The sequence below is a fragment of the Billgrantia campisalis genome (assembly GCF_022341425.1).
GTDB classification, from domain to species: domain Bacteria; phylum Pseudomonadota; class Gammaproteobacteria; order Pseudomonadales; family Halomonadaceae; genus Halomonas; species Halomonas campisalis.
In genome coordinates this window covers 218,142-239,143 of the sequence record NZ_JABFUC010000005.1, presented here as the reverse complement: position 1 = coordinate 239,143, position 21,002 = coordinate 218,142, and the positions used below count along the sequence as shown (strand labels likewise).

Genomic DNA, 21,002 nt, shown 5'->3' with positions numbered 1-21,002 from the left:
CCCTGATGCCCCTTAAGGCTAGCGTAAGGCGGTGCCCGGCAGCCGATCCAGGGCCAGGGTCGACACAGGCGCCGGCCGGCCATACAGAAATCCTTGATAGAACCGGCAGTCGTGGGCCTCCAGCCACTGGCGCTCGGCCTCGGTCTCGACGCCTTCGGCCAGGATAGCCAGCGACAGGGTGTTGCTCAGGGTGATGATCGCCTCGACGATGGCGGCATTGGTGGGGTCCTGGTGCACATCGCGGATGAACGACTTGTCGATCTTGAGCCGATCGAGGGGCAGTCGGCGCAGGTAGGCCAGCGACGAGTAGCCGGTGCCGAAGTCATCCAGGGCGAAGCCGATGCCGCGCTGGCGCAAACGCAATATCTTGTCGCGGGTCTCCTCCGGGTCATGCATCAGCAGCGACTCGGTGACCTCGAGCTCCAGCTGCTCGGCCGGTGCACCGGTTTCGGCCAGGATGCGCTCCACTTGATCGACGAAGTCCACCGCCGAGAACTGCTGCACGCTGACGTTTACCGCCACCCGGAGCCGACGCTTGTGCGGGTCGCCCTGCCAGGCGACCAGCTGCCGACAGGCCTCATGGAGCACCCAACGGCCGATGGGCAGTATCATGCGCGTCTCCTCGGCCAGGGGAATGAAGACCCCGGGGGAGACCTGGCCGCGGGAGGGGTGCTCCCAGCGCAGCAGCGCCTCCACGCCGACGATTCCCCCTTCGCTGTCCACCTGAGGCTGGTAGTGCAGGCTCAATTCCTCGCGCTCGATGACCTGGCGCAGATCGGCCTCCAGGGTGGCCCGCTCGATCACGACGGCCTGCATCTCGGGGTCGTAGAAGCGCAACGTATTGCGCCCGGCGGCCTTGGCCTGGTACATGGCCAGGTCGGCCTGCTGCATGATCTCATCGGCGCGACTGCCGTGATCGGTGAACAGGGTGATGCCCAGGCTGCCGCTCACCGTAAAACGCTGCTCCCCCACCTTGTGGGACTCCTCGAGGGCGGCCAGCAGCTTCTCTGCGACCCGTTCCGCGACCTGGGCCGCCTTCAGCGACGCCTCGCCCAGGTCGGTGAGCATCACCACGAACTCGTCGCCTCCCAGCCGCGCCACGGTATCGGTCTCGCGCAGCACCGAGGTCAGCCGGCGGGCAACCTGGCACAGCAGCTCATCGCCCTGCTGATGGCCCTGGGTGTCGTTGATCACCTTGAAGTTGTCCAGATCGATGAACATCAGCGCGCCGAACTGGGCGCTGCGATGGCTCGCCTTGAGCGCGGACTTGAGGCGGTCGAGCAGCAGGCGGCGATTGGGCAGACCGGTGAGGGGGTCGTAGAAGGCCAGCTGATACACCTGCTCTTCGGTGTGTCGGCGCTGGGTGATATCGGTCAGGGTCGCGACGAAGTGGGTCACCTCGCCGCGCTCGCTTTTGACCGCGCTGATGGTCAACCATTGAAGGTACAACTCGCCATCCTTGCGCCGGTTCCAGATCTCGCCCTGCCAGCTGCCGGTGTCGTGGACGGTCTGCCACATGCGCTGATAGAAGCGCGCATCATGCTTGCCGGAACTCCACATTCGCGGATTCCTGCCGACCACCTCCTCCTGGGTATAGCCGGTGATGGCGGTGAAGGTGCGATTCACCTTGAGGATGGCACCCTGGGCATCGGTGATGATCATGCCCAGGTGGGTCTCGAAGGCCATGGCGGCAATCCCCTGGTTGGCCTCCTCGAGGGCGGATCGGGGCACGTCGTGCCGCTGCCCGGCGCGCCACAGCGCCCACTGATGAACCACCAGCGCCAGGACCAGCAGCCCCAGCAGGGTAGCAGCGGCCACAAGCGGCCAGACCTGCTGCTGCCAGCTCGCCAGCGCCAGCAGCAGAGCCACCACCAGCGGGCCCAGGTGGCGCCCGGCAGACCTCAGCGCCGCCCAGCGTCGCGCCATGGCATCTCCCTATGTCGTGATCTTTATCGTTATCTTTTTCGTTGTCGTAGTATAGCTGCCATTCGCATGGCAGATGCTGACGCAGTCAACGCCCTGATACAGGTGCATTACTATGCCGTTTCACGCCAACTTCTGCATTGTCCGGGGTCAAACCGCCGCGATACTGGGTGGCGATGGGCGAACGCCGGCCACGCGACACTGGCAACCCGATGCCGCTTCGGGCATATTTTGCTGATACGCTTACCGTTCTAACCGGCCTGCAACAGGAGCCGCCCGTCGCCAATGATGGCCCCCGAAGACGCCTTTCGCCTGCTGGCCGACAGCTTGGGCAGCACCGGCACCCCCCGGGTGTTCGATCTGCTGGTCGAGCGCCTTGCCGCCATCTTCGAGGCGGAGCATGCGCTGATCGCCGAGCTGCTGCCCGACGGTGAGACGCTGCGCACCGTGGCCGGCTGGTCGCAGGGACAACTGCAGCCCGCGGTGACCTACCCGCTGGCGGGCACCCCCTGCGCCCATGTGTTGGATGACCAAGCCTGCCACTACCCGGATAACGTCTGCGCGCGCTTTCCCGACGACCCGCTGCTGCGGGAGATGGGGGTGACCAGCTACATGGGGGTGCCGATCAAGGCGCCGGACGGCCAGCTGTTGGGGCTGATGGCGATCCTCGACAGCCAACCGCTGGCGCTGGCCGACTATGCCCCGGAGGTGTTGCGCATCGCCGCCGCCCAGGCCGGGGCCGAGCTGGCCCGCCAGGCGGCGGAGCGGGAAAGGCGCAGCAGCCATCACCGCATCGAACAGCTGGCCTTCTGGGACAGCGTGACCGGGCTGCCCAACCGCCGCCACTTCATGGAGCGGCTCAACGACAGCTTCGACCGCGCCAGCCGGCAGGGCAGCGCCCTGGGCCTGGTCTATCTCGATCTGCAGCGCTTCCGGCAGATCAACGATACCCAGGGCCATGCGCTGGGCGACCGCCTGCTGGCCGCGATCGCCGCGCGCTTCGGCGCCGTCACGGCCCCCGGCGAGTTCGTCGCCCGCCTCGGGGGAGACGAGTTCATGGTGCTGCTGATGGACACCGACCCAGCCGCCATGGCCGGCGCCATCGAGCGCTATCGACGCAGCCTTTCACCGCCGATCCCGATCGCCGAGCGTCGCTTTGCGATTGCCGCCAGCGCCGGTGCGGCGCTGTTTCCCAGCGATGCCGAGGATGCCCAGTCGCTGTTCCAGCATGCCAGCATCGCGCTCAATCATGCCAAACGCAGCGGTGATCGCACGCGCTTCTTCAGCCCCAGCATGGCCGATGAGCTGTACCAACGCGAAGTCCTCCAGGTGCGCTTCATCGACGCCCTCGCCCGCAATGGGCTGTCGCTGCACTTCCAGCCCCAGTTCTGCCTGGTAAGCGGCAAGTTGATCGGCGCCGAGGCCCTGTGCCGCTGGCAGGACGACACCCTGGGCTGGGTGAGCCCCGGCGATTTCATTCCCCTGGCCGAGGAGCAGGGGCTGATTGGCCGGCTCGGCGACTGGGTGCTGGACGCCGCCTGCCGCCAGCTGGAGCGCTGGGAGGCCCAGGGCAAGGCGTTCCCGGGGCGGCTATGCGTCAACGTCTCGGCTCAGCAGATGGACGATCCCCAGCTGGCCGAGCATGTCCAGCGCCTGACCGCGCGGGTGGCTCCCGGGCGCATCGGCCTGGAGCTGACCGAGAGCGGGCTGATGCGCAACCCGGATCAAACCGTCAGCATTACCCGCGCCCTCCGCGCCGCCGGCTTCGGCATGGCGATCGATGACTTCGGCACCGGCTACTCGTCGCTGACCTACCTCAAGCGCTTCGCCGCCGACACCCTGAAGATCGACATGTCCTTCGTGCAGGACATGCTCGAGAGCAGCCACGACCGCGCCATCGTCGCCACCATCATCGCCATGGCCCAGACCCTGGGCATGCGGACCGTCGCCGAGGGCGTCGAGACCCACGACCAGGCCGAGGCGCTCAAGGCGCTGGGCTGCAGCGGCGTGCAGGGTTTCTACTTCGGCCGGCCGGTGGACGCCGACAGCTTCGCCGCCCACTGGCTGTAAGCCGGCACGGTGGGCCAAGTCGGCCGGGGCTGGACTCACGTCACCGGTGACGCATCCGCGCCGCCATCCTCCAGGCAGACCCGATCGCGCCCCAGGGTCTTGGCCCGGTACATGGCCTGATCGGCGCGCTTCACCAGCGTCTTGCGGCTATCCCCCGGCTGCCACAAGGCCACCCCGATGCTGGCGGTGATCGACAGCGGCAGCCCCTCGACCGCCACCTCGGCGATCAGCCGCCGCAGCCGCTCGCCGAGGCCGACAGCGGCCTCGCGGTCGGTTTCGGTGGCCAACACCACGAACTCCTCGCCGCCCCAGCGCCCCAGGTGGTCGCAGCCGCGCAGCGACTGCCCGACCCGCCGCGCCAGCTCGCGCAGCACCCGATCCCCCATCTCATGGCCGAAGCGGTCGTTGATGCGCTTGAAGTGGTCGGCATCGAACAGCAGCAGGGCGAAGGATCGCCCGTAGCGCTCGGCAGCGGCCAGCTCGACGTCGATGGCCTGCTCGATCCGGTAGCGATTCCACACTCCGGTCAGCGAATCGAAGTGGGCCAGCTGTTCGAGCCGGCGGTTGGCATCGGCCAGCGCCTGCTGCTCCTGATGCAGGCGCGCATTGAGCCGCTCGATCTCGTGGACGGAGGCGGCCAGCGCCAGATCCTCGCCGAGGTCCATGGCCGCCAGGCGCTCGATCCGCTCCCAGGCGATACTGCGGCCGCTGACCTCCTCGCGCCAGGCGGAGTGTCGACCCGGCAGGGGCTGCGCGGGGGCGGACCCGGATCGATCCCCCGCCGCGGCGCCGGGAACCGCCCAGTAGAGGGTCTCGACCTGCTCGGGACGAAACAGCAACAGCCAGTCGCGGCGCTGGGTGTTGAGTCGCAGCGGAATCGCCAGCACCCCGCAGATCCCGTCCAGCGCCAGCCCCTGTGTCATCGCCTGCATTTCGGCATTGGCGGTATACCAGGGCCCCTCATGGGTATGCTGCGCTTCCAGGCGTGACACCAGCGTGTCCAGCGCCTCCAGAGACGGCACCTGGCCGAAGCTGACCAGCTGCCCGTGATGTACCAGGGTAACGCCCTGGGCGCGAAACAGCGCCAGCCACTCGGCGCCGTGGCGCTGTACCAGCGACTCGGGACTCGGCAGCCGCCGACGGGCCCGGGTGAGCAAGTCGCGGCTGTCCTGCACCCGCTGTAGGTAGCGGGCCTCCTGGCGGGCGCGCAGCAGAAACAGCCGCTGGGCGGCCATCTGCACCAGGGCGCGGGCGGCTTCCCGGATCGCCGGGGCCAGCGGCACCGGGGCCATGGCGTGGCCGATCAGCAGCCCCCACAGCTCCTGCTGGCTCTGGATGGGAATCGACAGCATCGCCCCGACCCCGAGATGCTCCTGATAGCTCACCTGCTCCGGCGAAGGCGCCCGCAGCACGCATGCCGCCAGGTCGTCCCTCATGGCGCCGCTGTTCTCCTGGTAGGCCAAGACCTCCACCGGGCGTGCCTGGACATCGGGCACGCTGCGCACCGGGTTCTGCTCGATCAGGCTGCGCGCCTGGGCCGGAAAGTCACTGGCGGGGAAATGCTGCCCGAGCAGCGAGGCGACTGGCCCATGGCGATGCTCGGCCACCACCTTGCCGTGCCAGTCGGCATCGAACCGGCATACCAGCACCCGGTCATGGCCGGTCAGCTGGGCCACTCCCTCCACCAGGGTATCCAACAGCCGGTCGCGGCTCTCGGCCTCTCCGATGCGTCTCAGCCATTCGTTGACCAGCGCCATCAGCCGCCGCTGCCCCATGGGGCCCAGCGGCTCGATCTCGACGATGACCCGGTCGCCTCGACGGTGGGCATTGACCTGGACCTTCATCGACCCCTCGCCGACTCGCCGCGTGATCGCCAGCGGCGCCGGCAGGCGCGAGCGCCCCTTGATCTCCTGTTTCAGGCGAATCGCCAGGCGCCGACCCAGCAGCTCCGCCGGCCGGGCCCTTAGCACCTGGCTCATCGGCAGTCCGGTGAGCTCGGGCAGATTGGCGCTGGCCTGCAGCACGCTCGACGCCTCGGCATCGAGCACCAGCAGCCAACCGCAGGGCTGAATGCGGCCGATCGTCCGAATGGCCGGACGGCCTGCGGAATCGGGAGAGGAGGATGTCATGTGCGTCAGCGGGACCTCGCGTGCCGACGGGCGAGCAGAAGGGGCGAATCGCGCCTATCGTGCCTTAGGCCGGGCGTCGAAAAAAAGCCAGTACGGCACAATCTTACCTCCTAAAGAGCGGTCATGGGAGCCTCGCCGCCGGGCCGCTTCGCGCTGACGGCGTCGCGGCACGACACGCCGGTCAGCTCCACAGCTCTCCCAGCGGCGTCTGGGGGGCGTAGTGGGTGGCGATCTGCGCCTGCAGCAGCTCGGCCGTTGCCAGGGCATCGACCAGGGCATGGTGCCCCTGATAGGCCGGCAGGCCGTAGCGCACCCGGCTGTCATGCAGGCGGATCGACACCGGCGGCCGCCCCATCCAGCGCCGGAAGCGCGACCACAGCGAGAGCCGGTGGCGACGCGCCTCCAACGACATGGTATCGATCACCGGGAAGCGCACGCCCTCGCCCAGCCGCACCTTGACCGCCGCCTCCAGGAAGGGACGCTCGATATGCCGGAAATGGACCACCACCAGCCGTCCGGCCAGGGCCCCGAGCAGCTCGGGCAGGATCGTCTCCAGATCCGGGGCCTCGGCCACCTCCGAGTGGGTGATATGGTGCAGGGTCACCGATTTATTGGACAGCGGCCGGGACGGTCGCACCACCCAGTAGCGGCGTTCGGCGAGGCGAATGCGACTCAGCGTGAAGGGCACCAGGCCGACGCTGACGATGGCATGGCGGCGCTCGTCCATACCGGTGGTTTCCAGGTCCAGCGCCACCAGCGGGGCCTCGCCGATGGGGGTATCCGCCGCCGGGCAGCCGGCGGCGAAGTAGCGCACCAGCAGGGGGTGGGAGACGCTGGCGGCGCGCTGGGCCAGGTAGCCCGGCCAATCGGGAACTGAGCGCTTGGAAGAGAGTCGCAGGGCAGGCATCGGCTCAGCGCGTCCTTGCGGGGCGCGACGGCATCGGGTAGCGATACTTGAGAAACTTCTGGGCGTTGCTCAGCACCTGGAAAGCATCCTTCAGGTTGTGGCGCTCGCTGTCGGCGACGTTCTCCGGTTCGATGTTGTTGTCCGGCTCCCGCTCCTCCTGGATATCGATCACCTGGTGATGAATGCGCGACATGGCGAGAAATTCCAGGGCATAGCGCAGCTTTTCGCCGACGCCCTGCGCCAGCAGCTGGGTGCGGCCGATATCATCGAGGCGATCGAAGCTGTTCTGGGCACGGGAGCCGCAGGCCAGGGCATGGACCCGGATCAGGTCGACCATGGGAGCCGTGCCGCGGCGCTTGAGGTTGATCGAGTTGTTGTGCTTGCCGTCCTTCTCCATCACGAAGGTACGAAAGAAGCCCAGCGGCGGCGTGCGGTTCAGGGCGTTGCGGGCCATGGCCGCCAGGAACAGCGGGCTTTGAGGCGCCTTCTTGGCCACCAGATCCTGAAGCTGCTCGACGAAGGGCACCTCGCCGTAGGCGCTGTCCAGGTCGAAGAAGATCGAGCTGTGCAGCAGCCGCTCCGGCGTGGGGTTGTCGATCCAGTCATTGAAGTAGCCCTTCCACACCGACAGCGGCTGGCGCCATGTGCGGTTGGTGGCCATCACATCGCCCTTGCAGTAGGTGTAGCCGCAGGCAGCCAACCCGTCGCTGACCCGCTGCGCCAGGGCCAGGAAGTAGGCATCGTGCTCACCGGGATCGAAGTCGTCGGAGAGCACCAGGGCATTGTCCTGGTCGGTGACGATGGACTGTTCGTTGCGTGCCATGGAGCCGTTGACCATGAAGCAGTAGGGCACCGGCGGCGGCCCCAGTTCGGCCTCGGCCAGCTCCAGCAGGCGCCGGGTAAAGCTACGCCCGATGGTCGACAGGGCGCTGCCGATCATCTGGGAGTTGTTGCCCTCCTCCACCATGCGCACGAAGGCGGCCCGCACGTCGGGCGCGAGCCTGGCCAGCCCCTCGGCGCTGGACTGGTTGAAGATATTGCTCACCAGGTAGAGGCTCGAGTGGGTCTCGTAGCGGATGATGTCCGACAGGTGCACGATCCCCACCGGCCGACGGCGATAGAGCACCGGCAGGTGATGGATGTTGTTGCGCAGCATGGTGAGCATCGCCTCGTGCACCGACTCATCGGACTGAATGGTAATCGGTGGCCTGCCGACCAGCTCCCCCACCGGGGCATCGGGCGCCAACCCCTCGGCCACCACCTTGGTGCGAAAGTCGCTGTCGGTGAGGATGCCACACATCTGCCAGGGGCGATCCTCGCTGTCGGTAAAGGTGTAGCGGGGGTTATCGCCGGGGGCATCGAGCACCAGCGCCGCCGACGCCTGGGCCTTGGTGATCTGGCGCGCCGCTTCCTGAACCGTGGTGCTGGCCTCGACCATCACCGGGTAGCGGGTCAGCAACTTGCGAACCCGCGTGATCATCATGTCGTTGGCTTTCTTCTGCTGCTCCACCGCCGATTTCAGGCGGGGGCGGTCCAGCTCGACGAAGTCGGCGAAGTGTTCATCGCTCTCGCACAGACGGCGAAACACCGCCTCGGGAATGAAGTAGATCAGGGTATCTTCCAGCGCCCGGGCCGGAAAGCGCACGCGGTGATTTCGCAGCAGGCTGAAGTGGCCGAAGATATCGCCCTCCCCCAGGCGATTGTAGAGGTCGCCGTTGCGGCGATAGACCTCCACGGCCCCGCTGCGGATATAGCAGAGCTCATGCACCTCCTGGTCGAGCACCAGGATATCCGCGCCGGCCTTGAAGTAGCCCACCTCGACCTGGCCGGCCAGCTCGTCGAGCAGCTCATCGGAGAGGCTGTCGAAGGGCGGAAAGCGCCCCATATGCTGGCGAATCTCCAGCAGCTCTACTTCCATGCGTCCCTCCGATTCCGTGGCGGCGTGGCACTACCGGCAGTGTGAAAGGGCGCCCGGCGGCTGTAAAGCCCGGCCACGCCGCCCCGCAACGCGAAAGGCCACCCGTAGGTGGCCTTCGGTCAGCGTGGCAAGTCGTGCCTTTACGACTGCTCGGCCATTGCCTGGACGCGCTGCATCAGCTCCGGGTCCTGCTGGATGGCATGGCCGATGGCGTTGAAGGTATCCACATCGAGACCGCTGTCCTCGACGACTTCGACCATCTTGTCGTTGGCCTCCATGCGAACTTCATTCTGGGCCTGCTCGTCTTCGGCAGCGTGAAGGCGCTCGGTGTACTCCTGGGAGATCACGGCGATCTCCTGAGACGCATCAGCAAACTGCTGAAGCTGGTCATCGGAGAAGTCCTGCGCCGGGGCGGCTGCCTGCGGCTGTTCCGGTGCGGCTGCCGGGTCCTGCTGGGCATGCGCGTGGGCGGCCATCAGACCGGCAGTGAGCAGAGCAGCCGAGAACAGGGCAGTGATCCGTTGCATGAATACCTCCAAGGGGTGTTGCGGTGTATGTGATCACTGTGACGAGCCCTGCACCGGAGGGTTCACAACTTTAATGTAACGCTATGTAACATATCAATAGTGCGCTAATCGCTATCCCGGCACTCTTCCACCGCCCTGCGCGACGCAGTATGGTCGAGCCTTTCCGTTGGCCAAGGATGTCGCGCCTCATGCCCCTCCCTCACACTGCCGCTCTCAGAAGCCTGGGCCTGGCGGCCATGCCGCTACTGTTCGTGGCCCTGTGGAGCACCGGTTTCATCGGCGCCAAGTTCGGCCTGCCCCACGCCGAGCCCTTCACCTTCCTGTTCGTCCGCTTCGTGCTGACCCTGATGCTGCTGATCCCGCTGGTGCAGCTGTTCAACGGCGGCTGGCCACAGGGCGCACGGCTCTGGGCGCACATCGGGGTGTCCGGGCTGCTGGTGCACGGCGCCTACCTGGGCGGGGTCTTCTACGGCATCTACCTGGGCATGCCGGCCGGGCTGGCCGCGCTGCTGGTGGGGCTGCAGCCGCTGCTGACCGCGACCCTGGCGAGCCCGCTGCTCGGCGAGCGCATCACGGCCACACAGTGGCTGGGCCTGGCGCTCGGCCTGGTGGGCATCGGGCTGGTGCTGGGCAGCAAGCTCGATCCCGGCGCGGCGCTGTTCCAGGGCTTCGGTTTCGGCGCCCTGGCCAGCATCCTGGCCGCCCTGGGCGGCATCACCCTGGGCACCCTCTACCAGAAGCGCTACTGCACCGGCATGCCGCTGCTCTCCGGCACCGTGGTGCAGTACCTGGCGGCGGGCAGCCTGCTGGGACTCGGGGCGCTGCTGTTCGAGGAGCGCAGCATCGACTGGAGCCCGACCTTCCTGCTGACCCTCGCCTGGCTGGTGCTGGTGCTGTCGATCAGCGCCATCCTGCTGCTGATGGCGCTGATCCGCCGCGGCGAGGCCTCGCGGGTGGCGAGCCTGTTCTACCTGGTGCCGCCGGTGACCGCGCTGCAGGCGTGGTGGCTGTTCGACGAGCGGCTGCCCCTGGCCGGTCTGATCGGCATGGCGGTGACCATCGTGGGCGTGGTGCTGGCGGTGCGCGGCAAGCCGGCTCAGTCGCCGCCCAGCCGCTCCAGGTAGCGCGCGCCGCCCAGGTTGCGCATCTGCTGGCGTATCCACTGGCTGCGCCGCTCGACATGGGGACTGGGCCGGGCCGCGTCCCAGCCTCGCGGGTTGGGCAGGATGGCGGCCAGGCGGCTGGCCTGGACCTCGCTGACCCGATCGGCGGACACCCCGAAGTAGTGCTGACCGGCCGCTTCCAGGCCGAACACCCCGTGGTCCCACTCGGCGATATTGAGATAGACCTCGAGGATGCGCTGCTTGGGCCACAGCGTCTCGATGAGCAGGGTGAACCAGGCCTCCAGCCCCTTGCGGCCCCAGCTGCGTCCGGTCCACAGAAAGAGGTTCTTGGCGGTCTGCTGGCTGATGGTGCTGGCGCCGCGCAGTCGCGCGCCGTTGCGGCTGGCCTCCCAGGCCCGGCGCATCTCGACCGTGTCGAAGCCGCGATGGTCGGGGAAGCGCTGATCCTCGGCGGCGATCACCGCCAGCTTGGCGTGGTCGGAGAGTTCGCTCCAGGGCCGCCACTGGTGCTGGATGGCCACCGGCTCACCGGCCAGCCAGCCCTGCACCTTGCGCTCGAGCATCACCATCGAGCCGTAGGCGGGCACCTCGCGCAGCGCCAGCACCAGCAGCACCGAGAGCCCAATAAAGGCGGCCACCGCGAGGGCCGCCCAGCGCAGCAGTCGGCGCAGCAGGGCCCGGATCATGCCGTGCCCTGGGTCGGGGATCGGTCAACGCTTGAAAAGATGCTCTGCATGGTAGCGCAGGTGGTCCTCGATGAAGCTGGCGATGAAGTAGTAGCTGTGATCATACCCCGGCTGGCGCCGCAGCGTCAGGGGGTGATCATGCTCGGCACACACCGCCTCCAGCCGTTCGGGCTTGAGCTGCTCGTCGAGGAAATCGTCGCTCTCGCCCTGGTCGATGAACAGGCGCTGGCTCGAGGCCCCCTTGGCCACCAGTTCGCAGGCGTCGTACTGGGTCCAGGCGCCGGGGTCGTCGCCCAGGTATTCAGCGAAAGCCTTGCGGCCCCAGGGACACTGGCTGGGGTTGACGATGGGCGAAAAGGCCGACACCGAGCGGTAGTGGCCGGGCCGGCGCAGGGCCATGATCAGCGCGCCGTGGCCGCCCATGGAGTGGCCACTGATCGCCTCGCGGCCGTTGGCCGGGAAGTGCTGGCGCACCACCGAGGGCAACTCCTCGGCCACATAGTCGTACATGCGATAGTGCCCCTTCCAGGGCTGGCGCGTGGCGTTGACGTAGAAACCGGCGCCGGCGCCCAGGTCGTAGCTGTCGTGCTCACCGGGCAGGTCGGTGCCCCGCGGACTGGTATCGGGGCAGACGATGGCGATGCCCAGCTCCGCGGCCAGGCGCTGGGCACCGGCCTTCTGCATGAAGTTCTCGTCGGTACAGGTGAGCCCCGAGAGCCACCACAGCAGCGGCACCCGCTGGGTTTCCGCCTGGGGAGGCAGGTAGATGGCAAACACCATCTCGCAGTCCAGCGCCCGAGAGCGGTGGCGATAGCGCTTGTGCCAGCCGCCAAAGCTCTTGTTACTCGATACCAGCTCCAGGTGTTCGGTCATGGTCATGAAAAAAAGGCCTCGTTCGCGCGGTGTCGGTCTCGTATCAATAGTGCAGCACGGTGCGGATACTTTCACCCCGGTGCAGCAGCTCGAAGGCCTCGTTGATCTGCTCGAAGGGCATATCGTGGGTAATGAAGTCGTCGATATTGATCTCGCCGTTCATGTAGCGTTCCACGTAGCCCGGCAGCTCGGTACGTCCCTTCACGCCGCCGAAGGCGGAGCCCTTCCAGACCCGACCGGTGACCAGCTGGAAAGGCCGCGTCGAGATCTCCTCGCCGGCGCCGGCCACGCCGATGATGACCGACTCGCCCCAGCCCTTGTGGCAGCACTCCAGCGCCGAGCGCATGACGTTGACGTTGCCGATGCACTCGAAGGAGTAGTCCACCCCGCCGTCGGTCATCTCCACGATCACCTGTTGGATGGGGTCGCCGTGGTCCTTGGGGTTGACGAAGTCGGTGGCGCCGAACTGCTCGGCGAGCTTGAACTTCTCCGGGTTGACGTCGATGGCGATGATGCGGCTGGCCTTGGCCATCAGCGCGCCCTGGATCACGGCGAGGCCGATGGCGCCCAGGCCGAACACCGCCACCGTCGACCCCGGCTCCACCTTGGCCGTGTTGAGCACCGCCCCGATGCCGGTGGTCACCCCGCAGCCCAGCAGGCAGATCTTGTCCAGCGGGGCCTCCTTCGATACCACCGCCAGCGACACCTCGGGCAGCACCGTGTATTCGCTGAAGGTGGAGCAGCCCATGTAGTGGTGCAGCGGCTTGCCCTCCAGCGAGAAGCGCGAAGTGCCGTCGGGCATCAGCCCCTGCCCCTGGGTGGCACGCACGGCCCCGCACAGGTTGGTCTTGCCGGAGAGACAGAACTTGCACTGTCCGCACTCGGCGGTATAGAGCGGAATCACATGGTCGCCCGGCATGACGCTGGCGACACCCGCTCCCACCTCCTCGACGATGCCGGCCCCCTCGTGGCCCAGCACCGCCGGAAAGTTGCCCTCGGGGTCTGCCCCGGAGAGGGTGTAGGCGTCGGTGTGACAGACGCTGGTGGCGGCCATGCGCACCAGCACCTCCCCGGCCTTGGGGCCCTCGACGTCGATCTCGCCCAGCGTGAGCGGCTTGCCGGCCTCCAGGGCAATAGCGGCGCGTGATTTCATGGCGATCTCCTGATGGCGTGGTCCATGCCTTTCAGTCTAGGCGCGCTTGCCGGCACGATGAAATTGAAACAGACTCACAACATTATTGCTGTTGAGCAACAATCCAACTATCACGCAACGGGAGGGGGCATGCCCCGCTGGGACGGCATCGAAGCCTTCGTGGAAGTCGTGAGGCTCGGCACCTTCGCCGCGGCGGCGCGTCAGCTGCAGGTCTCCAACTCCCACATCAGCCGCCAGGTAGCGCGGCTCGAACAGCAGCTCGGCCTGCCACTGCTCTACCGCACCACCCGCAAGATTCGCCTGACCGAGGCCGGCGAGCGCTATTACACCCACTGCCGACAACTGCTCGACGGCTTCCGCAACGCGGAAACGGCGCTGCAGGCGCTACACGACCACCCCCAGGGCACGCTGCGGCTGAGCTCGGCGACCACCTTCGGCGAGCGCTTCATCGCCCCGCTGGCCAACGACTTCCTGTGCCGGCACCCCCAGCTCGACCTGCGCCTGCACCTCACCAACCGCCAGGTGGACATCATCGACGAGGGCTATGACGTCGTCATCCGCATGGGCACCCTGCAGGACTCCTCGCTGATCGCCCGCCGGCTGTGCGCACGGCGCGAATACGTGGTCGGCTCTCCGGCCTATTTCACCGGCATCTCCCAACCCCACTCGCTGGCCGAGCTGGCCCATCACCGCTGCCTGATCGGCTCCCGCGACCAGTGGCGTTTCGACGTGGAGGGCGTACACCGCGAGGTTCGCGTCCAGGGGCCCTGGCAGGCCAATTCCGGACCGGCGCTGCTGGATGCCGCGCTCAAGGGACTGGGGCTCGCCCAGTTGCCCGACTATTACGTGGCCCCCTACCTGGCGAGCGGCGAACTGCTGGCGGTGCTCGCTCCCTTCCAGTGCCGCGACGCCGGGGTCTGGGCGGTGATGCCATCGCACCGTCAGCACTCGCCCAAGGTTCGCCAGTTCGTCGACTTTCTGGTCGACCACCTGCCCGGCCGGCTGGCCCAGGCGACATCGCCAGCATGACATCACCATCACAAAAAAAGCGCCCCGAAGGGCGCGAGGAAGAGGCCTTGCCGATGGCCTTCACTTGAAGTTCTTGCGATAGGACTTGAGGATCTCGCCGACGATACCGCTGCGGAAGCTGAGCACGCAGACCACGAAGATCACCCCGAGGATCGGGCCCACCCAGGCGCCCAGGGCGCCCTGGGCCAGCAGATGCTGCAGGCTGACCACCAGGCCGGCACCGACCACCGGGCCGAACAGCGTGCCCACCCCGCCCAGCAGGGTCATCAGGATCACCTCGCCGGACATGTGCCAGTGGGCATCGGTCAGCGAGGCCAGCTGGAACACCACCGTCTTGGTGGAGCCGGCCAGGCCGGCCAGGCCCGCGGAGAGGATGAACGCCAGCAGCTTGTAGGCGTCGGTGTTGTAGCCCAGCGACACCGCCCGCGGCTCGTTCTCGCGGATCGCCTTGAGCACCTGACCGTAGGGCGAATGCACGGTGCGCTGCACGATGGCGAAGCCGATCAGGAAGATGACGAACACGAAGTAGTACATCGCCAGGTTGCTGCGCAGGCTGATAACACCGAACAGCTCGCCGCGCGGCACCCCGTGCAGGCCATCCTCGCCGCCGGTGAACGGCGCCTGGACATAGAAGAAGAACACCAGCTGTGCCAGGGCCAGGGTCACCATGGCGAAGTAGATCCCCTGGCGGCGGATCGCCAGGGCACCGAACACGGTGCCCAGCGCCAGGGCCGCCAGGGTACCGACGATGATACCCATCTCCGGGGTCAGCGCCGGGTAGCTGGCCAGCAGGTAGCCGGTCACGTAGCCACCGGTGGCCAGGAAGGCGGCGTGCCCGAAGGAGAGCAGCCCCGCGTAGCCCAGCAGCAGGTTGAAGGCGCAGGCAAATAGCGCGAAGCACAGCACCTTCATCAGGAACACCGGGTAGGCGAAGAAGGGTGCCACCAGGCCGATCGCGATCAGCACGATATACAGGAGGTTGCGGCGCATGTTGGCGCGCCGCTGGCGCTCCATGGTCGGGGTCAGGGTTTGGGTCGTGGCCATGACGTCATGCCTCCTTGCCGAAGAGACCGGCGGGTCGGATCAACAGCACCAGGATCATCACCAGGAAGATCACGGTGTTGGCCGCCTCGGGATAGTAGACCTTGGTGAGGCCCTCGATCAGGCCCATGCCCAAGCCGGTGAGCACGGCGCCGAGGATCGAGCCCATGCCGCCGATCACCACCACGGCGAAGACCACGATCAAGAGGTTGGAGCCCATGGTTGGCGACACCGGATAGAGTGGCGCGGCCAGCACCCCGGCGAAGGCGGCCAGGGCCACGCCGAAGCCGTAGGTGAGGGTGATCAGCAGCGGCACGTTGACACCGAAGGACTGCATCAGCGCCGGGTTCTCGGTGCCGGCACGCAGGTAGGCGCCAAGCCGCGTGCGCTCGATAATGAACCAGGTCCCCAGACAGACCACCAGGGCTGCCAGCAGCACCCAGGCGCGATAGACGGGCAGGAACATGAAGCCCAGCTGGAAGCCGCCCTGCAGCGCCTCCGGGGTCGGATAGCGGGCACCCGAGACACCGAAGAAGTTGACCAGGGTGCCTTCGAAGATCAGCGCCAGGCCAAAGGTCAGCAGCAGGCCATAGAGGTGGTCCAGGTGGCCGATGCGGCGCAGTAGCAGCCGCTCGATGACCATCCCGAACAGGCCCACGACCAGGGGAGCCAGCAGCAGCGCCGCCCAGTAGTTGATGCCCAGGTAGCGCATGCCCAGCAGGGTGGCGAAAGCCCCGAGCATGTACATGGCCCCGTGGGCGAAGTTGACGATCTTCAGCAGGCCGAAGATCACCGCGAGCCCAAGGCTCAGCAGGGCGTAGAAGGCGCCGTTGATCAGGCCCAGCATCAGCTGGCCCATGAACACCGCAAACGGCACCCCGAATATCATCGTCATGTTAGGTTCTCCTCGCCGTCAGAGGGGCGGCGGCCAGGGCCGCCGCCGGGTCTTGCCGAGCTTAGTTCTGCACCAGCTTGCACTGGCTTTCGGAAAGCGGACGGTAGGCTTCTTCGGCAGGAATGGTGGCCAGGATCTCGTAGAGGTCCCACTCGTGGGTGGAGTCGGCCGGCGACTTCACTTCGGCCAGGTACATGTCGTGCACCATGCGGCCGTCCTCGCGCAGGCGGCCGTTGCGGGCGAAGAAGTCGTCGATCGGCTGCTCCATCATGTACGCGCGCACGGTAGCCGGATCATCGCTGTTGGTCGCTTCCACCGCCTGCAGGTAGTGCATGGTGCTGGAGTAGATGCCCGCCTGGACCATGGTCGGCATGCGGCCCATGCGCTCGTAGTAGCGCTCGGACCACTCACGCGCCTCATCGTCCATGTTCCAGTACCAGCCGGTGGTCAGCAGCAGCCCCTGGGTGGTATCGAGGCCCATGGCGTAGACGTCGTTGAGGAACACCAGCAGGCCGGCAAGCTGCTGTCCCGCCTCGACGACGCCGAACTGGGCGGCGGTGCTGATAGCGTTGACGGTGTCGGCGCCGGCGTTGGCCAGGCCGATGATCTTGGCCCCGGAACCCTGAGCCTGGAGGATATAGGAGGAGAAGTCGTCGGTGGGGAACGGATGACGCACGCCACCGACCACTTCGCCGCCAGCCTCCTCCACCACGCGGGTCACATCGCCTTCCAGGGCATGACCGAAGGCGTAGTCGGCGGTGAGCATGAACCAGGTGTCGCCACCCTGATCGACGATGGCCTTGGCGGTACCGTTGGCCAGCGGGTAGGTGTCATAGACCCAGTGGATATGGTTGGGGGTGCAGTGCTCGTTGGTGATGCTCGACGCCGCCGAGGCGGAGACGATGGCGAAGCCGTTGTTTTCTTCCAGCACCCGGGTCACGGCGATGGTCACCGAGGAGGCGACCAGGCCGGCGACCATGTCGACGTTGCGGGTGTCGATCCACTCCCGCACGGTGCTGGCCCCCACGTCGGCGCTGTTGCGGTCGTCGGCGCTGAACACCTCGATTGCGGCGCCATTGACGTTGCCGCCGAAGTCCTCCACGGCCATGCGCAGGGCCTCGAGGCCACCCGGGCCGGCCAGGTCGCGGTAGGTGCCGGACATGTCGGCCAGGTAGCCGATGCGCACTTCGCCGTCGCTGATCTCGGCCTGGGCGGTGGCGGCCATGGCGGCGGTGGCGGCAATGGCGATGCTGCTGGCGAGGGTCTTCTTGATGAAGGTCATTTTCGTCTCCATAGCCCCGCAGGGCTGCTTGTTGTTGTGGCGGACGCTGTGTTCAGTCGCCGCTGAGGTGGTGGTTACGAAAGCTACTGTTGTGGTTCTCAATTCGCCGCCGAGGCGGCACAGATACTGCGATTACGGGAAGGCATCCGGGCAACGGGCACCCTCCGGGAACGCGATGACCGGCGCTCCGGGCATGCCACGCTCACACCCCCAGCAGGGAGTTCAGGTGATCGCGCTTGCCGGGCAACTCGGCCTTGGAGATCTCCTCGATGATTCGACCGTGCTCCATCACATAGTGGCGGTCGGCCAGCGGCGCGGCGAAGCGGAAGTTCTGCTCCACCAGCACGATGGTCATGCCGCGATCGCGCAGCTTGACCAGCACCTCGCCGAGTTTCTGGACGATGACCGGCGCCAGGCCTTCGGTGATCTCATCGAGCAGCAGCATGCGCGCGCCGGTGCGCAGGATGCGCGCCATGGCCAGCATCTGCTGCTCGCCGCCGGAGAGCCGTGTGCCCTGGCTGCGGCGCCGCTCATAGAGGTTGGGGAACATCGCGTAGATCTCGTCGATGCTCATCCCACCGGAGCGCACCGTGGGCGGCAGCAGCAGGTTCTCCTCCACGTCGAGGCTGGCGAAGATACCGCGCTCCTCGGGACAGTAGCCGATGCCCAGCCGCGGGATGCGATGGGGCTTCATGCCCAGCGTCTCGTTGCCGTTGATCATGATCGAGCCGGTACGCCGGCCGACCATGTTCATGATCGACTTGAGGGTGGTGCTGCGCCCGGCGCCGTTGCGCCCCAGCAGGGTGACCAGCTCGCCGCGCTTCACGTCGAAGTCGACGCCGTGAAGGATGTGCGACTCGCCGTAGAAGGCGTGCAGGTCACGCACCCGCAGCATCTCGGCGCCGTCGTGATCCTGATACTGGGTGGGGTCGGTGACCGGTTCGGCTACCTGATTCATGCGCTGGCCTCCTCTTCTTCGTCCGCTTCGCTGCCCATGTAGGCCTCCTTGACCCGCGGGTCGGCGGACACCTCGGCGTAGTCGCCCTCGGCGAGCACGGCCCCGCGCGCCAGCACGGTGATGCGGTCGCACAGTCGACTGACTACGCTGAGGTTGTGCTCCACCATCAGCACGGTGCGCCCCTTGGCCACGCGGCGGATCAGTTCGACGATGCGGTCCACGTCCTCGGCGCCCATGCCCTGGGTCGGCTCATCGAGCAGCATCAGGGTCGGGTCCATGGCCAGGGTGGTGGCCACCTCCAGCGCGCGCTTGCGACCGTAGGGCATTTCCACGGTGAGCACATCGGCATACTCGCGCAGGCCCACCTCATCGAGCAGTTCGATGGCGCGGTCGTTGAGGTGGTCGAGAGTGCGTTCGGACTTCCAGAAATGGAAGGAGGTGCCCATGGGCCGCTGCAGCGCCACACGGACGTTCTCCAGCGCGGTCATGTGGGCGAACACCGCCGAAATCTGGAAGGAGCGAACCATCCCCAGGCGGGCGATCTCATTGGCCTTCATGCCGGTAATGGAGTCGCCGCGATAGAGGATCTCGCCGCGGGTCGGCGGTAGAAACTTGGTGAGGAGATTGAAGACGGTCGTCTTGCCGGCGCCATTGGGACCGATCAAGGCATGAATATGTCCTTCCCGGACCTGCAGGTTGACATCGTCCACGGCGGTGAAGCCGCGAAACTCCTTGGTCAACCCGCGAGTTTCCAGTATGAACTCCTGGGTCATGAGACGTCCTCTCTGGATCGCGCTGGCGATCCGCGCTGATTTGTTGTCTTTGTGGTGAAGGCTGCTGTGCGTGTACCAGCCCGGGGCTTTCTAACCTTTACGTTAACGTAAGCTAGAGGAGACGCTCCCGCAGGGCAACACCTGAAAGGCCGAACTCGACCAATGGCGTAGACATCCGGGCTTTCAATAGCTTGCAAATAAAAAAACGGCGCCCGTCGGGGCGCCGCGCTGGCTAAGTATAGAGGGTTGATCTGAAAGCAGCTTTCTCCGGTCAGCACTCGATGGCGTTGACGGCCAGGCCGCCGCGGGAGGTCTCCTTGTACTTCTCCTGCATGTCGGCCCCGGTGTCGCGCATGGTGCGAATCACCTTGTCCAGGGAGATGAAGTGCTCGCCGTCGCCGCGCAGCGCCATCTGGGCGGCGTTGATCGCCTTCACCGAGGCGATGGCGTTGCGCTCGATGCAGGGCACCTGCACCAGGCCTCCCACCGGGTCGCAGGTCAGCCCCAGGTTGTGCTCCAGGCCGATCTCGGCGGCGTTCTCCACCTGGCCGACGCTGCCGCCCATCACCTCGGTGAGCCCCGCCGCGGCCATGGCGCAGGCCGACCCCACCTCGCCCTGGCAGCCCACCTCGGCGCCGGAGATGGAGGCGTTCTTCTTGCACAGGATGCCCACGGCCCCGGCGGTCAGCAGGAAGTCCACCACGTCGCGCTCGCCGGCGCCCTTGCGGAACTGCATGTAGTAGTGCAGCACCGCCGGAATGATGCCCGCCGCGCCGTTGGTGGGCGCGGTGACCATGCGCCCGCCGGCGGCGTTCTCCTCGTTGACCGCCAGGGCATAGAGGTTGACCCAGTCCATGGCCGACATCGTGGAGGCGATCAGCGAGTGGTCGTCCTCGCTGGCCAGCATGCGCTGGTAGAGGGTCTTGGCACGGCGCTTGACGTTGAGCCCGCCGGGCAGCACGCCCTCGGCCTCCATGCCGGCCTTGACGCAGGCCTGCATGGCTTCCCAGGCCTTCAGCAAACCGGCCCGCGTCTCGGCCTCGCTGCGCCAGGCCTTCTCGTTCTCCAGCATCAGCTCGCTGATGCGCAGGCCGTGCATGCGACACAGTGCCATCAGCTCGTCACCGGTCTGGAAGTCGTAGGGCAGCTCGGTGGTATCGCTATCCAGCTCGCCGCGTGCGGCTTGCTCGGCATCGATCACGAAGCCGCCGCCCACCGAGTAGAAGGTGTTGCGGTACAGCTCATCGCCATGGCCGTGGGCCACCAGCGTCATGGCGTTGGGATGATACGGCAGGCAGTCGTCATGCCACTGCAGGTCACGGGCCCACAGGAAGGCGATCGGCAGGCGGCCGTCGAGCAGCAGGGTGCTGGACTCCAGCAACTCCTCGATGGAAGGGCCGACGATGGCGGGGTCGATGGCATCGGGTCGCTCGCCCATCAGGCCCATGAGCACGGCGCGGTCGGTGCCGTGCCCCTTGCCGGTGGCCGACAGCGAGCCGTGCAGGTGCACCTCGATGCGCGCCACCCGCTCGAGCAGGCGCCGCTGGCGCAGCGCCTCGACGAAGTCGAAGGCGGCGCGCATCGGCCCCACGGTGTGGGAGCTGGACGGACCGATACCGATCTTGAACAGATCGAAGACGCTGATTGCCATGATATCTACCTCATAGGGTCGGCGGCTGACGTGCTGCCCGAAGCTTCTGGAAACGGCGAATAC

General features: G+C 66.9%; 17 protein-coding genes. 3 read left to right on the top strand and 14 right to left on the bottom strand.

What is annotated here, in order from left to right:
- Positions 1-18 precede the first annotated feature (18 nt).
- Positions 19-1,926 (bottom strand): putative bifunctional diguanylate cyclase/phosphodiesterase, encoded by a 1,908-nt coding sequence (locus HOP52_RS08290; protein ID WP_238976906.1) that lies wholly within the window; start codon positions 1,924-1,926, stop codon positions 19-21.
- A gap of 282 nt (positions 1,927-2,208) precedes the next feature.
- Between HOP52_RS08290 and HOP52_RS08285 the strand changes: the two genes are divergently transcribed.
- Positions 2,209-3,993, top strand: a complete 1,785-nt coding sequence (locus HOP52_RS08285) for a putative bifunctional diguanylate cyclase/phosphodiesterase (RefSeq protein ID WP_238976905.1) — start codon at positions 2,209-2,211, stop codon at positions 3,991-3,993.
- 35 nt (positions 3,994-4,028) lie between these two features.
- On the opposite strand, the gene HOP52_RS08280 is transcribed toward HOP52_RS08285, so the two are convergent.
- The 4 genes from HOP52_RS08280 to HOP52_RS08265 all read right to left on the bottom strand — a co-directional run bounded on the left by HOP52_RS08280 (position 4,029) and on the right by HOP52_RS08265 (position 9,474).
- Entirely contained in the window at positions 4,029-6,122 is a 2,094-nt protein-coding gene (locus tag HOP52_RS08280) for a sensor domain-containing diguanylate cyclase (protein WP_238976904.1), read from the bottom strand.
- Positions 6,123-6,303: 181 nt separating this feature from the next.
- Positions 6,304-7,029: a 3'-5' exonuclease gene (locus tag HOP52_RS08275; RefSeq protein WP_238976903.1), complete on the bottom strand. Its 726-nt coding sequence runs from the start codon at positions 7,027-7,029 to the stop codon at positions 6,304-6,306.
- A gap of 4 nt (positions 7,030-7,033) precedes the next feature.
- The gene (locus HOP52_RS08270) at positions 7,034-8,947 is read right to left on the bottom strand and encodes a DUF294 nucleotidyltransferase-like domain-containing protein (protein WP_238976902.1); all 1,914 of its coding nucleotides are present in this window, start codon (positions 8,945-8,947) and stop codon (positions 7,034-7,036) included.
- A gap of 140 nt (positions 8,948-9,087) precedes the next feature.
- On the bottom strand, positions 9,088-9,474 hold the full coding sequence (locus tag HOP52_RS08265; RefSeq protein WP_238976901.1) for a DUF4168 domain-containing protein: 387 nt from the start codon (positions 9,472-9,474) through the stop codon (positions 9,088-9,090).
- A 188-nt stretch (positions 9,475-9,662) separates the two neighbouring features.
- Between HOP52_RS08265 and HOP52_RS08260 the strand changes: the two genes are divergently transcribed.
- Entirely contained in the window at positions 9,663-10,598 is a 936-nt protein-coding gene (locus HOP52_RS08260; protein ID WP_238976900.1) for a DMT family transporter, read from the top strand.
- Here the strand turns inward: HOP52_RS08260 and mtgA are convergent.
- Genes mtgA through HOP52_RS08245 form a run of 3 tightly spaced genes read right to left on the bottom strand, consistent with a single transcriptional unit; the run spans position 10,571 to position 13,310 of the window.
- Positions 10,571-11,284: a monofunctional biosynthetic peptidoglycan transglycosylase gene (gene mtgA / locus HOP52_RS08255; protein WP_238976899.1), complete on the bottom strand. Its 714-nt coding sequence runs from the start codon at positions 11,282-11,284 to the stop codon at positions 10,571-10,573. The two genes, HOP52_RS08260 and mtgA, sit on opposite strands and share 28 nt — an antisense overlap.
- A 24-nt stretch (positions 11,285-11,308) precedes the next feature.
- Positions 11,309-12,163: an S-formylglutathione hydrolase gene (fghA, locus tag HOP52_RS08250; protein ID WP_238976898.1), complete on the bottom strand. Its 855-nt coding sequence runs from the start codon at positions 12,161-12,163 to the stop codon at positions 11,309-11,311.
- A 37-nt stretch (positions 12,164-12,200) separates the two neighbouring features.
- Entirely contained in the window at positions 12,201-13,310 is a 1,110-nt protein-coding gene (locus HOP52_RS08245) for an S-(hydroxymethyl)glutathione dehydrogenase/class III alcohol dehydrogenase (RefSeq protein WP_238976897.1), read from the bottom strand.
- 129 nt (positions 13,311-13,439) lie between these two features.
- Between HOP52_RS08245 and HOP52_RS08240 the strand changes: the two genes are divergently transcribed.
- The gene (locus HOP52_RS08240) at positions 13,440-14,339 is read left to right on the top strand and encodes a LysR family transcriptional regulator (RefSeq protein WP_238976896.1); all 900 of its coding nucleotides are present in this window, start codon (positions 13,440-13,442) and stop codon (positions 14,337-14,339) included.
- 60 nt (positions 14,340-14,399) lie between these two features.
- Here the strand turns inward: HOP52_RS08240 and HOP52_RS08235 are convergent, their stop codons facing one another.
- From HOP52_RS08235 to HOP52_RS08210, 6 genes are all read right to left on the bottom strand, one after another.
- Positions 14,400-15,383, bottom strand: a complete 984-nt coding sequence (locus HOP52_RS08235; protein ID WP_238976895.1) for a branched-chain amino acid ABC transporter permease — start codon at positions 15,381-15,383, stop codon at positions 14,400-14,402.
- A gap of 4 nt (positions 15,384-15,387) precedes the next feature.
- Positions 15,388-16,275: a branched-chain amino acid ABC transporter permease gene (locus tag HOP52_RS08230; RefSeq protein WP_238976894.1), complete on the bottom strand. Its 888-nt coding sequence runs from the start codon at positions 16,273-16,275 to the stop codon at positions 15,388-15,390.
- Positions 16,276-16,336: 61 nt separating this feature from the next.
- Positions 16,337-17,557, bottom strand: a complete 1,221-nt coding sequence (locus HOP52_RS08225) for an ABC transporter substrate-binding protein (RefSeq protein ID WP_238976893.1) — start codon at positions 17,555-17,557, stop codon at positions 16,337-16,339.
- Positions 17,558-17,759: 202 nt separating this feature from the next.
- Positions 17,760-18,515, bottom strand: coding sequence for an ABC transporter ATP-binding protein (locus HOP52_RS08220; RefSeq protein WP_238976892.1), 756 nt, complete (start codon positions 18,513-18,515; stop codon positions 17,760-17,762).
- The gene (locus tag HOP52_RS08215; protein WP_238976891.1) at positions 18,512-19,288 is read right to left on the bottom strand and encodes an ABC transporter ATP-binding protein; all 777 of its coding nucleotides are present in this window, start codon (positions 19,286-19,288) and stop codon (positions 18,512-18,514) included. Before HOP52_RS08215 ends, HOP52_RS08220 begins: the two co-directional genes overlap by 4 nt.
- Positions 19,289-19,559: 271 nt before the next feature.
- Positions 19,560-20,939 carry an L-serine ammonia-lyase gene (locus tag HOP52_RS08210; RefSeq protein WP_238976890.1) on the bottom strand — a complete coding sequence of 460 codons (1,380 nt, stop codon included), beginning with the start codon at positions 20,937-20,939 and terminating at the stop codon, positions 19,560-19,562.
- Between the last annotated feature and the right edge of the window lie 63 nt (positions 20,940-21,002).